This window comes from Rothia mucilaginosa (assembly GCF_901875305.1).
Lineage (GTDB): Bacteria > Actinomycetota > Actinomycetes > Actinomycetales > Micrococcaceae > Rothia.
In genome coordinates this window covers 109,790-124,101 of sequence record NZ_CABFLY010000007.1, presented here as the reverse complement: position 1 = coordinate 124,101, position 14,312 = coordinate 109,790, and the positions used below count along the sequence as shown (strand labels likewise).

General features: G+C 58.1%; 14 protein-coding genes. 5 read left to right on the top strand and 9 right to left on the bottom strand.

The features are described 5' to 3' along the window. Positions 1-281 precede the first annotated feature (281 nt). The 8 genes from dnaB to JX292_RS08540 form a co-directional block, all read right to left on the bottom strand. Positions 282-1,637 carry a replicative DNA helicase gene (dnaB, locus tag JX292_RS08575; protein WP_204863390.1) on the bottom strand — a complete coding sequence of 452 codons (1,356 nt, stop codon included), beginning with the start codon at positions 1,635-1,637 and terminating at the stop codon, positions 282-284. Positions 1,638-1,844: 207 nt separating this feature from the next. Next, a complete protein-coding gene (locus tag JX292_RS08570; RefSeq protein ID WP_204863389.1) occupies positions 1,845-2,651 on the bottom strand; it encodes a class I SAM-dependent methyltransferase in 807 nt (268 codons plus the stop codon). Between the two features lie 757 nt (positions 2,652-3,408). After that, complete coding sequence (locus JX292_RS08565; protein ID WP_204863388.1) at positions 3,409-3,714, bottom strand: hypothetical protein; 306 nt, start codon at positions 3,712-3,714, stop codon at positions 3,409-3,411. Between the two features lie 198 nt (positions 3,715-3,912). Next, positions 3,913-4,365 carry a 50S ribosomal protein L9 gene (rplI, locus tag JX292_RS08560; protein WP_204863387.1) on the bottom strand — a complete coding sequence of 151 codons (453 nt, stop codon included), beginning with the start codon at positions 4,363-4,365 and terminating at the stop codon, positions 3,913-3,915. A gap of 20 nt (positions 4,366-4,385) precedes the next feature. After that, a complete protein-coding gene (gene rpsR, locus JX292_RS08555; protein WP_004005948.1) occupies positions 4,386-4,622 on the bottom strand; it encodes a 30S ribosomal protein S18 in 237 nt (78 codons plus the stop codon). Between the two features lie 83 nt (positions 4,623-4,705). After that, complete coding sequence (locus tag JX292_RS08550) at positions 4,706-5,335, bottom strand: single-stranded DNA-binding protein (RefSeq protein ID WP_204863386.1); 630 nt, start codon at positions 5,333-5,335, stop codon at positions 4,706-4,708. 93 nt (positions 5,336-5,428) lie between these two features. Then, entirely contained in the window at positions 5,429-5,734 is a 306-nt protein-coding gene (rpsF, locus tag JX292_RS08545; protein ID WP_204863385.1) for a 30S ribosomal protein S6, read from the bottom strand. 190 nt (positions 5,735-5,924) lie between these two features. Next, positions 5,925-7,349: a CCA tRNA nucleotidyltransferase gene (locus tag JX292_RS08540; RefSeq protein ID WP_204863384.1), complete on the bottom strand. Its 1,425-nt coding sequence runs from the start codon at positions 7,347-7,349 to the stop codon at positions 5,925-5,927. Positions 7,350-7,464: 115 nt separating this feature from the next. Here JX292_RS08540 and JX292_RS08535 point away from each other — a divergent pair, with 115 nt between their 5' ends. The 5 genes from JX292_RS08535 (at position 7,465) to trxA (ending at position 12,691) form a co-directional block, all read left to right on the top strand. Beyond that, complete coding sequence (locus JX292_RS08535) at positions 7,465-7,968, top strand: NUDIX hydrolase (RefSeq protein WP_204863383.1); 504 nt, start codon at positions 7,465-7,467, stop codon at positions 7,966-7,968. 97 nt (positions 7,969-8,065) lie between these two features. Continuing rightward, positions 8,066-9,730 (top strand): murein biosynthesis integral membrane protein MurJ, encoded by a 1,665-nt coding sequence (gene murJ, locus JX292_RS08530; RefSeq protein ID WP_204863382.1) that lies wholly within the window; start codon positions 8,066-8,068, stop codon positions 9,728-9,730. 123 nt (positions 9,731-9,853) lie between these two features. Further along, positions 9,854-11,041 (top strand): serine/threonine protein kinase, encoded by a 1,188-nt coding sequence (locus JX292_RS08525; RefSeq protein ID WP_204863381.1) that lies wholly within the window; start codon positions 9,854-9,856, stop codon positions 11,039-11,041. A gap of 244 nt (positions 11,042-11,285) precedes the next feature. Further along, complete coding sequence (trxB, locus tag JX292_RS08520) at positions 11,286-12,320, top strand: thioredoxin-disulfide reductase (protein ID WP_204863380.1); 1,035 nt, start codon at positions 11,286-11,288, stop codon at positions 12,318-12,320. A gap of 44 nt (positions 12,321-12,364) precedes the next feature. Beyond that, the gene (gene trxA / locus JX292_RS08515) at positions 12,365-12,691 is read left to right on the top strand and encodes a thioredoxin (protein WP_204863379.1); all 327 of its coding nucleotides are present in this window, start codon (positions 12,365-12,367) and stop codon (positions 12,689-12,691) included. Positions 12,692-12,800: 109 nt separating this feature from the next. Here trxA and JX292_RS08510 read toward each other — a convergent pair whose 3' ends face one another. Further along, positions 12,801-14,069: a ParB/RepB/Spo0J family partition protein gene (locus JX292_RS08510; RefSeq protein WP_204863378.1), complete on the bottom strand. Its 1,269-nt coding sequence runs from the start codon at positions 14,067-14,069 to the stop codon at positions 12,801-12,803. Between the last annotated feature and the right edge of the window lie 243 nt (positions 14,070-14,312).

Genomic DNA, 14,312 nt, shown 5'->3' with positions numbered 1-14,312 from the left:
AAACACCCACCCAAACACCAAAATACCTAGTCAGTACGTTTCAGGCGTGCCAAAAAATCTCCAAAAAACTTCCAAAAAACCTTATAAACACAGAAGAAACCACTCAAACCCTCGCAGAATGCCCTCTAGAGCCCCCTCCGCAGCCCTTAACCATGCGCCTGGGCGCCCCGTACCTATAGGTACAAAAAGCCCCTCCCCTTCCATTCCGAAAGGAACAGAAGAAGAGGGGTAAAGCCGCTGAGTACTGAAGCTTAGTACTGGGCTGGTTAGTACTGAACTGGTTAGTACTGGGGAGGCGCCTCATTCGCCATATTGTTGAAGCGCGAGTACTTACCGCTAAACGCCAACGGGATAGTACGAGTCGGACCACCACGGTGCTTAGCAATAATCATGTCCGCCTCACCCACACGATCACTCTCAGGGTTATACATATCCTCACGATGCAGCAGAATCACCATATCCGCATCCTGCTCAATAGAACCCGACTCACGCAAATCCGAAACCATCGGACGCTTATCAGTACGCTGCTCCGAACCACGGTTCAACTGAGACAGCGCAATCACCGGAACATCCAGCTCCTTAGCCAACAGCTTCAGGCTGCGAGAGAACTCCGAAACCTCCTGCTGACGCGACTCAACCTTCTTACCCGAACTCATCAGCTGCAGGTAGTCCAGCACCACAAGCTTCAAATCATTACGCTGCTTGAGGCGACGACACTTCGCGCGAATCTCCATCAGAGTCATATTCGGGGAATCATCAATAAAGAGAGGCGCAGAATCAATACGACCCTGCAAAGTCGCCAGGTTCGTCCAACCCTCAGTATCAAGGTCACCCTTCTTCAGGCGACCCATCGAAATCTTGCCCTCCGCAGAGAGAACACGCATCGCCAGCTCAGTACGGCTCATCTCCAGGGAAAAGAAAACCGTCGCCATGTGGTGATGGATAGCTGCCGAACGAGCAATATCCAGAGCCAGGGTCGACTTGCCCACACCCGGACGAGCCGCAATCACAATCATCTGGCCACCGTGCAGGCCACCGGTCAGCTCATCAAGCTCGATAAAGTCAGTCGGCACGCCGTACACGCCATCGGGACGGTTCGAGTTTGCATCAATCTCACGCATCGTCGCTTCCAAGGCATCCGAGAAGGACACATAATCTTCCTTCGCGTTGCCATCGGTCACCGCGTAAATCTCAGCCTGCGCCTGATCGACCAAAGTATCGACCTCGGTCTCGTTGGCATAGCCCAGCTGCGCGATCTTAGTACCCGCCTCAATCAGGCGGCGCATAATCGCGTGCTCCTTCACAATCTCGGCATAGTACTGGGCATTCGCGGCGGTAGGCACCGAAGCAATCAAAGTGTGCAAATACGCCGCGCCACCCACACGAGTCAGCTCGCCGCGCTTCTTCAGCTCATCAGCAACCGTAATCGCATCCGCAGGGCTACCGTGACCGTAGAGAGACAGAATCGCCTCATAAATCGTCTCGTGCGCCGGCTTATAGAAATCGGACGCACGCAGGCTCTCAACCACATCCGCAATAGCGTCCTTCGACAGAAGCATGCCACCCAGTACAGACTGCTCAGCCACATCATCATGAGGCATCGTGCGAGAACCGTAATCCACCGAAGACTCAGACATAAAACCTCATTCACCCGAAACCGTGGAGGCCCGGGCATCTCGCCCGAGCAAAAACTCTACCTCTCCATTATGAGGTACCAGCAGCCCCGCCAGCCCCAGAGAGCTTAAATACGGGTACGCGCACAATGGTGGGGCGGCCACCCGTATTCGGGTAGCCGCCTCACCGTGCATCCGAATCTCTCGGAAACATTATGAATCGTACGTGAACTACTTTTTACGCAGAATCAGGCCGATAGCGCCAATATGGTCGGCGTGACGGCGGAACACGCCACGCATACCCAGCACACGCTCACGAATCTGCGGCTTACGCGCCAGGTTGAACGCAATCTTTGCAACGCCAGCGGGACCCTCATCAGCCAGCAGACGCTTCGGCTCCAGCAGCGCCATATCGGTCTGGTACACATCCAGCACCTCAAAGCCAGCCTCTTCCGCCAGGGCAGTCCACTCGGCGACAGTCAGCGGGCGGGCATTCACACGAATAGTGCGCGCCAAATCCTTCTGAATCTCTTCCTTCAGCTCGGGGCGCAGGTAATCGGGAACCAGGGACATCTCGTGAATAGCGTAGTAGCCACCCGGACGCAGCAGACGAGCCGCCTCGCGCATAATCTCCAGCTTGTGCTTATCGGTCTGCATGGTCAGCATCGCCTCGCCCACCACGGCGTCATAGCTCTCGGAAGGCAGACCAGTCTCCTGGGCGCTAGCGTTCACCACGCGGTAATTCGGCTTAGTCGCCGCACCAATACGCTCGGTCACAATTTCGGCGGCCTTGGGGTCGAGATCTACACCGGTGTAGCTCTTCGGGGAACGCTTCACAATCTCCTGAGCGGTAATACCCAGGCCCGGGGCAAATTCCACGACGTCAATGTCGCCACCCAGGGCGCGAGCCAACAGCCAGTTGGTGGTCTCACGACCACCGGGACGCAGAACCTTCTTGCCCAGCTGCGCGAGTAGCCAGTGGCCCGCAGCCTTATCGGCGGGACGGTCAGTACCGGGAACGGAAGGGGTCTTAGACACGGAAGACAACTCCTCAATATTTGTATCTAATATGCAAAATTTATCTTCCTTAATTCTAGACCTGTAATACCAGAGAAAGGAAATATGACGTTATACGAGAGTATGGGTACCCTTTGTTACAGTTCACCCTAGATACAGCAGCCCGCAACGCCGCGGTATCTAACACTCTAGCCGCGGCACCGCGACCCCAGAGGTTAAACAGAAACTGGAGCCGAATCTTTCGATTCAACCCCAGTCTCATCACACACACATACATACGAAAATCAGAGCCACTTCCGCAAGGAAAGTCCAACTTTCTGACGGTTCTCTCGAACCATCTATATAAAGTATTACGCGTAAACCTTTATTCCCTGTAGGTTAAAGCTGGAAGAAAGCTGGGAATAGATTTCTCCCTAAAATTAGGGTTCCTCACACACATCCAGCACCCGTTTCCACCGCCCATTGAAGATACGAACGATCCATAGAATCACGTCAGATACACAGCATTTCCCCGGGACGGCGTCCCGAATCCATACATCAAGTTAAAAGAAGGAAGGCAAGGCGCTTTTGCCTTGCCCTCCTTCTTTCGCAAGCGGGCCTCCCCGCTACACGAAACACACACATTCACATCGCAGTCCTCTCGAACCAACACTTATAGTAAACATTGCCAACCTTACGGGAGGATTGAATTTAGCTGGAAAGCAGCTGGGAGAAGACCCGTAGAACGCTGAGAAGTGCGGAATATTAGCAGAGAAAAGTGTGTGTGCCGTTCTCGGGGCTAGGACGCGCTCACATACAGGGTGAGCACAAGTAGCGGGTTCGTCGCAATAGACACCAAGAGCAGGAGAACGTTAGACCAGCGAAAGCGGCGGAACTTAACCAAGCCCACCAGGGCGCATACCACCGCAATGCTAGATCCCAAGCCGCCAACAATCAGAAAAAGCAACAGCAGAGTCGTAGCGAGATTAGCATCTGCCATTGGAATAAGCGCCAGGGCACACAGCAACAAGTTCACGCCCTCCAGAATGGCGCCGGTCATCAGAAGCTGGGCACTTGAGGACATACGCGATAAAGATTTAGCCATGTCTACCAGTCTACGGGGTCTGTCAGCCTGCGTCGCGTCCATCGCTCCTCCGGGCTCAGAGTGTACACCCTCTACCCCATTATCAATGTTTCACGTGAAACATTGCGAAGCGGGTACAGCAGACGGGGTGCTCCTCCCGAAGGAAGAACACCCCGTCCAAATACTCAACGCCGCGGCGTCAAATATCTAAAAATCTACTTACGCAGCAGCAACGACGTCCAGGACAACGTTAGCAACAACGTCAGCGTGCAGGCGGACAGTCACCTTGTACTCACCGGTGCGCTTAATAGCGGAACCCAGGTGGATGGTGCGCTTGTCAACGGAGCCAATACCAGCAGCCTCAATAGCCTCAGCAATAGCGTCAGCCTTGACGGTACCGAACAGGCGGCCGTCAGCGCCAGCCTTGTGTGCAACGACAACCGGCTTAGCAGCCAGCGACGCAGCAATTGCCTGAGCCTCTTCCAGAGAAGCCTTGGCGCGAGCCGCACGAGCGGCGCGGATGGACTCAACCTGCTTCTCGCCACCCTGGGTCCAGGTCACAGCGAAACCGCGGGGCAGCAGGTAGTTACGTGCGTAGCCGTCCTTAACGGTGACAACATCGCCAGCTGCACCGAGGCCGGAAACTTCCTGAGTCAGAATGATCTTAGCCATGTTACTGTCTCTCCTTCTCTTTAGCGGCCAGCGCCGGAGTAGGGCAGCAGAGCAACTTCGCGGGCGTTCTTAATAGCCTGAGCGATCTTGCGCTGCTCCTGAACGGTCACGCCAGTCACGCGGCGAGCGCGGATCTTGCCGCGGTCGGAGATGAACTTGCGCAGAAGTGCGACGTCCTTGTAGTCAATAACGGTGACGTCAGCAGCCTTGAGGGGGTTCTGCTTCGGTTTGGGCTTACGGATTTCAGCCTTAGCCATCGTGGTGCTCCTTAGAGTTGGGAGCCCGCGGCGGATAACCGCGGGATGGATTGATAAATTACTATTCGGAAAACGAAACCGGCTTAGAACGGAGGTTCATCGTCGGCGCCGCTACCCCAATCATAGTTACCGCCGGACTGGGAACTCCACGGATCAGCAGCGGGAGCTGCCGGGGCTGCAGGAGCAACCGGAGCGGAGTAACCGGTCTGACCGGAATAACCATTACCCTGGGGAGCCGCGAAATTATTCTGCTGAGGAGCGGAGTAGCCGCCCTGAGCAGGGGCGTTGTACCCGGCGCCACCGCCAAAGCCGCCCTGCACACCTCCACCGAAGTTTCCTCCGGCAGAACGCTGCGCGCGAGTCACCTGTGCGGTAGCAAAACGCAGAGTCGGGCCGATTTCCTCGACCTCAAGCTCAAACGAGGTACGACGCTCGCCTTCCTTGGTCTCGTACGAGCGGGACTTCAGACGGCCCTGTGCGATAACCTGGGTACCCTTCTTCAGGGTCTCCGCAACGTTCTCAGCATAACCACGCCACACCGACGCACGCAGGAACAGGGTCTCCCCATCCTCCCACTGGTTGGTCTGACGGTTAAACGAACGCGGAGTCGACGCGATCGTGAAATTAGCAACCGCTGCACCCGCAGGGGTGTAACGGAGCTCCGGATCGCTCGTCAGATTACCGATAACGGTAATAACGGTATCGCCTGCCATAAGATGCCTCCTCGATAAGAGTTACAAGTGTGTTGATTCCAGTACAGCGCAACCCCCTGACATTTTTAGAGGGTCAGCCATCGGAGGGCGCAACTACTTGTTGGAGATCTTCTGATCCTCCGGGCGGATGATCTTGGTACGCATGACGGACTCGTTCAGGTTCAGAACACGATCGAGCTCAGCTGCGGTCTCGGGGGTAGCGGTGAAGTTCACCACTGCGTAGATACCCTCGGACTTCTTCTGGATCTCGTATGCCAGGCGGCGACGGCCCCAGATATCGACGTTGTCGATAGAGCCGCCCTCGCTGGTGACGATCTCGAGGAACTTGGACAGCGACGGCTCAACCGCACGGTCCTCAACCTCGGGGCTGAGGATAACCATCAGTTCGTATGCACGCATGATTAAACCCCTCCTTTGGGCTAAACGGCTATGGGATTTCCATAGCAGGAGATTCATTGTGCCCTATACGTGAAGCACACCGGTTGGGGAACACGCATAGATTTATTAACAATACACCACGCTGAGCGGATGCAATAGTACCGTACCGCGTGAGCTCAACCATGCGATGCGGTACCGAAACCCCCAGAAGCTACGCCTGGCGGCGCTGCTCCCACCACTGCAGAAGACGCGCCTTCGCCTCCTCCTCAGGAAGCGAGCCCTCATCCAGGCGCAGATTCAGCAGGAACTTATACGCCTCACCCACCACCGGGCCCGGCGCAATCCCCAAAATCTGCATAATCTGACCGCCGTCCAGGTCGGGGCGGATCGCATCCAGCTCCTCCTGGGCCGCCAGCTCGGCAATACGACGCTCCAAATCGTCATACGCCTCAGCCAGCGAACGCGACAAACGACGATTACGGGTCGTCACATCAGAACGGGATACCCGGTGCAGGCGTTCCAACTGATCGCCCGCATCACGCACATAACGGCGCACCGCAGAATCAGTCCAACCCGACTCGCGGTAACCGTAGAAACGCATATGCAGCTCCACCAGGCGGGCCACAGCCTTAATCGTGTCATTATCAAAACGCAGCGCACGCATACGCTTCTTCACCATCTTTGCGCCCACCACCTCGTGGTGCAGGAACGAGACGGAGCCGTCCTTCTCAAACTTGCGGGTCTTCGGCTTGCCGATATCGTGCATCAGCGCCGCGAAACGCAGAATAAAGTCCGGAGCCGGACACGGACCATCCTCGTCCGTCTCCTTCTCCATCGCCTGCTCCAGCACCTTCAGCGAATGCTCATACACATCCTTATGGTGATGCGCAGGATCCATCTCCATGCGTAGCGCGGGAAGCTCCGGCAAAACATAATCCGCCAGGCCGGTATCCACCAGCAGGTTCAAACCCACCCGCGGGTAATCCGCATCAATCAGCTTCACCAGCTCATCACGCACACGCTCAGCCGAAATAATCTCAATGCGGCCAGCCATCTCACGCATCGCCTCGAAAACCTCCGGGGCCACGCGCAGATTAAAACGCGCCGCAAAACGAGCCGCACGCATCATACGCAGCGGATCCTCAGAAAAAGACTCCTGCGGCGAGCGCGGGGTGCGCAGAACACCCTCACGCAAATCCTCCACACCGCCGAAAAGATCAACCACCTCGCCGCTCGGCAAAGCCGCAGCCATCGCATTAATCGTGAAATCGCGACGCACCAGGTCAGCACTCAAATCCGTGCCAAACTCAACCGTCGGCTTACGCGAATCCGAAACATACACCTCAGCACGGTACGTAGTCACCTCATACACCACACCGTTCTTACGGGCGCTAATCGTGCCGTACTCCTTACCGATATCCCACGTGTGTTCACCCCACGCACGCAAAATCTGCTCGCTCTGCTCCGGAGTAGCATCCGTCGTCAAATCAAAATCAGTGAAATGGCCACCATCATCCAGCAGATTGTCGCGGACAATACCGCCCACCAGGTACAGCTCAAACCCCGCCGTACGGTACAGCTCTCCCAGCTCGGCGGCATCCGGATACTTCGACACAACATCAATAAACAGCGACATAATCCTTTAATCGTGCCAGATAAAACACCTCCACGACCACCCAGCACCGCACAGGATGCTCACATCACCCCGCCCCGAAGCGCCAAAACCCTCCTCCATCAGTTAAGGTAGAACCATGAGCATTCCCGTATCCCGCGCACCCAAAACGCGCTTCGCCGCGCCCGCGCGAGCGGTACCAGCCCCCGAAGAAGTATCCGCCGGAGGGCTCATCATCGACTTCGATCGACCCGAAGAACTCCCCGCAGCCATCATCGCCCGAATCAACCGCACCGGCCAGCGCGAATGGTGCCTACCGAAAGGGCACATCGAACGCGGCGAAACCCGAGTTGAAGCAGCCGGACGCGAAATCGCCGAAGAAACCGGAATCACCGGCTACCCCGTAGCCTCCCTCGGCACCATCGCCTACTGGTTCACCTCCAACGGACTACGCATCCACAAAACCGTACACCACTACCTCTTCGCGGCAACCGGCGGCGAGCTCAGCATCGACAACGACCCCGACCACGAAGCCATCGACGTCGCATGGGTCCCCCTCGCAGAGCTGCCCACCCGCCTCTCGTTCGCCAACGAACAGCACATCGCCCGCAGCGCCAGCGAATACATCACCACCCACCTCTAACGTCCCGGCATGCCATCACATGGCAACACCCCGAAGGCACCCGGACAAAGCCCCGAAGACAACCGACCGACCATCACCGCCAACACAGGAGAGACACGTGGCACGAACCGACGCCCGCTCAAGCGCAATCATGGCCGCAGGTACACTCGTCTCACGCATCCTCGGATTCGTCAAGACCATCCTGCTCACCGTCGCTATCGGTTCACTCTCTACCGTCGGTGACGTCTTCGAAACCGCAAACACCCTCCCCAACCTCATCTACGTGCTCGTTGCCGGTGGCGTGTTCAACGCGGTTCTCGTGCCCCAAATCATCAAGGCCGCCAAAGCCCAAGACGGCGGCGCACGCTACATCTCCAAGCTCGTCACGCTCACCGTCACCGCCATCGGCCTGGTCACGCTCATCACCGTCGCCTGCGCCTGGCCCATCATCAGCGTCATGGGCTCGGGATGGACCCCCGAACAACGGCAGCTCGGCTTCATCTTCTCCCTCTGGTGTCTACCCCAGATCTTCTTCTATGGCCTCTACACCGTCATCGGGCAGGTACTCAACGCGAAGGACGCCTTCGGCGCGTACATGTGGTCGCCGGTGCTGAACAACGTCATCACCATCCTGTCACTGTTCCTCTTCATCTTCCTCTTCGGAGCACAAACCCCCAACCCCCACCCGCTCCACACCGTAGACACCTGGACCAGCGCACAAACCCTCGTGCTCGCCGGATCCTCAACCCTCGGCGTGGTCATGCAGGCACTCGTCCTCTTCATTCCCCTACGGAAGCTCGGCCTGCGCCTCAAGCCCGATTTCGCGTGGCGCGGCATCGGCCTACGCGAAGCCTCCAAGCTCGCCGCATGGACCCTCGCCTCCGGCATCATCTCAAACCTGGCCTTCCTCTACATGACCAAGGTCGCTGCCGGCATCGTCGGCCAGCGCGAGCACTACGCCGCGATGGGCATCCAGATTCCGGGTTTGCAAGCCCTCAACTACGCTTCCATGCTGTACATGCTGCCGCACGGCGTTATCGGCATCTCCATCGCCACCGTGCTCTTCAACCGTATGAGCGCCTCCGCTATCGCCGACGACAGCGACAGCGTCATCTACGCCCTCTCCCACGGCCTGCGTAACGCCGCCGTTGCCACCGTCTTCTGCATGGTCGGACTCATCGTGCTGGCCGGCCCCATCGCAGTACTGTTCAGCGGCGGCGACCCCATTGCGGCCACTATCATCGCCCGCCTCATCGTCATCACCGCGCTCGGCACCCCCACGCTCACCATCAACTACCTCTACAGCCGCGTGCTCTACGCCCGCGAAGACGCACGCACCCCCTTCCGCATCCAGGTATACTCCGCCATCATCATGGTCGTCATGAGCTTCGCAGCTTCCATGCTCGACGCCCAGTACACCGTGTACATGCTCGCCTGGATCTACCCCATCCACAACATTCTGCTCATGTTCATCAGCCACTACATGGTGCGTCGCCGCCTCGGCTACTACGGCCAGCGCGGCATCGTCAGCGTCTACGCGCGCACGATTCTCGCCTCGCTCTTCGCCGGCGCGATTGCCGCCATCGCCCTGTGGCTGCTCGGCGGATACCAGCTCGACGGCTTCGCGTGGTCCTCCAAGATCACCTCCATCATCACTCTGGTGGTCTGCGGCTCGGTCATGGGCCTCGCCTACCTGGCGGGCGTGCAGATTTTCCGCGTCAAGGAAGCTAACGCGCTCCTGGCACCCATCACCTCCAAGCTCGAACGCCTGGCCCGCCGCTAGGCCCGCAGGCGCCCGGTACGTCACGAACTATCACTCAACCACGGCCTATTGCAAAGCCGGGTAGAATCTATTAGCAGAGCCCGCCATACGGCAGGCACCTTGAAACCACCTCGGGAGAACACGTTGTCGCAACAGATTCCGGTCGGATCGGTCCTCGGCGGCCGCTACGAAATTACCGCCCACATCATCATTACGGCAGAGTCCGATATGGTGCTCGAAGGCATCGACCAGATCCTTAACCGCAAGGTCTCAATCGTCGTCGCCTCACCCAGCCGTAGCGCCCTGCTGGAGGCTAACTCCCGTGCGCTCGCCACCAATTCCCGAGGCAACATTCAGATTCTCGACCTGGGCATCACCCCCGAGGGAAGCCGCTACCTGGTCACCTCGCACATCCGCCCGGATACCCTGCTCGACACCCTCCTCGTCGAGAACCACGCGCTCTCCAACGCAGAGGATGCATTGGGCACCGAAATCTTCGGCGATTCCGATGCGGAGCGCTCCCCCAACTCCTACGAGAAGGTCTCCTCCGGCACCGCCAGCCAGGAAACCATCAGCGCTTCCAAGAGCTGGAACTCCGGTGAGAGCGGCACCGTGACCGCCTACTCCGAGCCCACCAGCATCTACGAGGATGAAGAGGACGAAGACGAAGGCGGCAGCCGTGGAACCTGGGCCGTCGCCCTAGCCGCCGTCCTGCTGCTGGTCATCGTTGCAGGTGGCGTGCTGACCTCTCTGGGTGCCCTGGGCTCCAACCAGGCAGCTGCGCCGCACACCCCGAAGGCTTCGGCCAGCGAGACGGCCAGCGCAGAGGCTTCCCCCTCGGCCACCTCGACCGCCAAGGCCTCGAACGCACCCGCGAAGATCGCATCCGTGGCGCGTTTCGCCCCCTCGGAACCCACGTTCATGAGCGACATGGATTCCCTGATTCCGAACCTGACCGACGGCAACGCCAACACCGCCTGGATTAGCTACGGCTTTGGTACCGCCAACTACGCCGGTTCCATCAAGGACTTCGGCCTGGCAGTGAAGCTACAGACCCCCACCGTCGTTTCTAAGCTGACCATCCAGCAGAACACCGGCACCGGCGGTTCCTTCACCGTCTACACCAACAGCTCCGCATCTCTGAGCGGCGCGGTTGAGGTCGGCAAGGGCACCTTCGAAGGCAAGGATGCGGTCGTCACCCTGGACACCTCCAAGCAGAGCGCGGAAAAGGGCGCCTACGTGATCATCGTGGTCAACGAGCTGCCCCGCCTCTCCCTGCCGATTGGAGCTTGGAATTACGGTCTGCGCATCAACGAAATCAAGGTGGACTAGTAGCCGGTAGAGACTCATCCTCGGATGATTCATCCTCTCTTTTGTGGCGGGGTCGCGAACCGATGTGTACGGTTTGCGACCCCGCCCTTTTGTTACCCTTTGTGTCCCTTTATGGCGTTCGAGACGCTCGCGAGCCCGCACCACGAGGGATATCTGGATAAGGGTCCCCCAAGATGGAATAATCAAGGGTAATGCCCCGTTACACGGGGGTATACGATAAGACCTTCTACAGAAGAGATACGCAATGACTGAGAACCTGGGAGGCCTCTTCGGAGGCGCCGCTCTGGGCAATCTGAACCTCGCCTCCGCATCCGCAGAGGAAGCACCCACGAAGGCCGAGGTAGAAACCGACTCGACGATCCACGACGTCATCATCGTGGGTTCCGGCCCCGCCGGCTACACCGCCGCAATCTACGCTGCACGTGCCAGCTTGAAGCCGGTCCTCTTCGCCAGCTCGCTCGCCCCCGGCGGCTCCCTCATGAACACCACCGAGGTGGAAAACTTCCCCGGATTCATCCAGGGTATTCAGGGCCCCGAGCTTATGGACAACATTGGCCAGCAGGCTGAGCGTTTCGGCACCGACATTCGCTACCAGGACGTCGACAAGGTCGAACTGACCGGCGACGTGAAGAAGGTGTACACCGCAGACGGTGCGGTACACCTGGCCAAGACCGTCATCATGACCACCGGTTCTCAGGTGCGTAAGCTCAACATCGAGGGCGAGGATCGTCTCTCCGGTTATGGCGTTTCCTGGTGCGCCACCTGCGATGGCTTCTTCTTCAAGGACAAGGAAATTGCTGTGGTCGGCGGCGGTGACTCCGCGCTGGAGGAGGCTCTCTTCCTGACCACCTTCGCATCCAAGGTGTACCTGGTGCACCGCCGCGACGCTTTCCGTGCCTCCGAGATTATGCAGGAGCGAGTCTTCAAGAACCCGAAGATTGAGGTTGTCTGGGACTCTGCCGTGACCGCTGTGCACGGCGAGAGCAACCTGGAGGCGGTAACCCTCACCAACACCAAGGATGGCTCGGAGAGCCGCTTGGAGGTCCAGGGTCTGTTCATTGCTATCGGTTCTGACCCTCGCGTGGAGCTCGTTCGTGATCAGTTGGAGATTACCGAGAACCACACGATTGCGGTTCAGGGTCGTTCTTCGAAGACTTCCGTTCCCGGCGTGTTTGCCGCGGGCGACGTCATTGACCCGACCTACCGCCAGGCTATTATCGCTGCGGGCTCTGGTGCCGTCGCGGCCCTGGACGCCCAGCACTACCTCGAAAACCTCTAAGAACTGACGGAGAGTTCCTCTCCCCCACACGAAAGGAGAGTCCTGTGAGCAACGCACAGCAGGCAACCGATGCAACTTTTGACGAGCTGGTACTCGGCAACGACAAGCCGGTTATCGTTGATTTCTGGGCCGAATGGTGCGGCCCCTGCCGCATGGTGGGTCCCATCATTGACGAGATTGCCGACGAGTATGCCGGCCGCGTCGACGTAGTCAAGGTGGATGTTGAGGCCAGCGGTGACACCGCTATGAAGTACGGCATCACCTCCATCCCGGCCATCTATCTCTTCAAGGGCGGCGAGGTCGTTAAGAAGACCGTGGGCGCCAAGACGAAGTCCGCCCTCCTTGCTGAGTTCTCCGAGCACCTGGGTTAATCTCAAGAGGCTAGAGAAATCCCCCGGTAATGTTTCACGTGAAACATTACCGGGGGATTTCTGCATATTCAACTGATTTCAGTTGTTATAAGTACTTTTCCAATGGGTATTACCCTGAGAAATCAGAGTCCAAAACACGGATAATACGGTTCAAGTCCTCCACGTTGGCAAACTCAATCGTCATCTTGCCCTTGCGGGCTCCCAGAGAAATCTTCACGGAAGTATCGAGCTTATCGGCGAAAGCCTCCGCAATGTAGTCCAGGCGCTCGCGATGCTTCTGCGGCCGGGGAGCCTTGCGCACTTTAGGCTCCTCCGCGCCGGAGGTGGCAGCCACGAGCTCCTCGGTGGCACGCACCGACAGTCCCTCATTCACGACCTTCTGAGCAACGGTCTCGATCTGCCCCTGGTCACTCAGGACCAGGAGCGCACGGGCATGGCCGGCTGAGAGAATCCCTGCGGCAACGCGACGCTGCACGAGGGCTGGCAACTTCAGCAGGCGAATCGTATTCGAAATCTGGGGACGGGAACGACCAATGCGCTTGGCGAGCTGCTCCTGGGTGGTGTCGAATTCCTCCATCAGCTGCTGGTAGGCCGCCGCCTCTTCGATGGGGTTTAGCTGGCTACGGTGCAGGTTTTCCAGTAGGGCGTCACGCAGTAGGTCTTCGTCATCGGTCTCGCGAATAATCGCGGGAATCGTCGAGAGGCCAGCCGCTTGGGTAGCGCGCCAACGGCGCTCGCCCATGACCAGCTCGTACTTCTCTGCCCCATGTTCGCGAGAGGGACGCACCACGATGGGCTGCAAGACACCAATCTCGCGCACCGAGTGGATGAGCTCCTCCATATCCTGCTCATCGAAATCGGTTCGCGGTTGCTTGCGGTTGGGGTGAATATCGCGCACATTGAGCTCAGCAAACTGAGCGCCGGGCACCGGCACCAGGTTAGACTCCTCCTGCTCATCTGCACCGGGCACAGGGACATCTTCGCCAAAGAAGAAATCCACCGGGCGGCGGGTCAGGGTCGTGTTGCGCAGGGCTGCACCCATATCGACGCGAGACTTTTTCTTCGATGTTTCACGTGAAACATCCTGCACAGAATCGGTGTGGCGAGGTTCAGATTGAGCGGGCTTTACAGGCTCCTTAGGGGCCTCCGACTTAGGAGCTCGACGAGGCTTCTCAGGCTTAACCTCATGAGCCATCTCAAACAGGCCGTCACTCACAGGCTCACCTACGGGAGCGGGAGCAACCACCTTCGACTGCGGGGTGACCTCGGGCGCTACCTCTTGCTTGGCCGCCTTCTTCTCGGCGCTTCCAGAATTCTTCGTGCTCTGGGGAATCAGGGCCCCCAGACCACGGCCCAAACCACGTCGCTTCTCAGCCATCGTCACTCCTTTGGACTCCCGGATGAGTCCGCTCATTTTACTTCTTTATCTAGTGTAGACGAATCACGCGACATTCAGGGAGAGGTTTAAGGAGCATCCAAAAATTTTAAAATATATCAAAGATAAAACCATTACAGGGTGTTTTCTAAAGAATTTTAGCTTTTTATCAATAGAAACATCCCCTCCACACACCTCATAAACAGTGTGGAGGGGATGTTTAAAATACGGATAGCGACATCACGT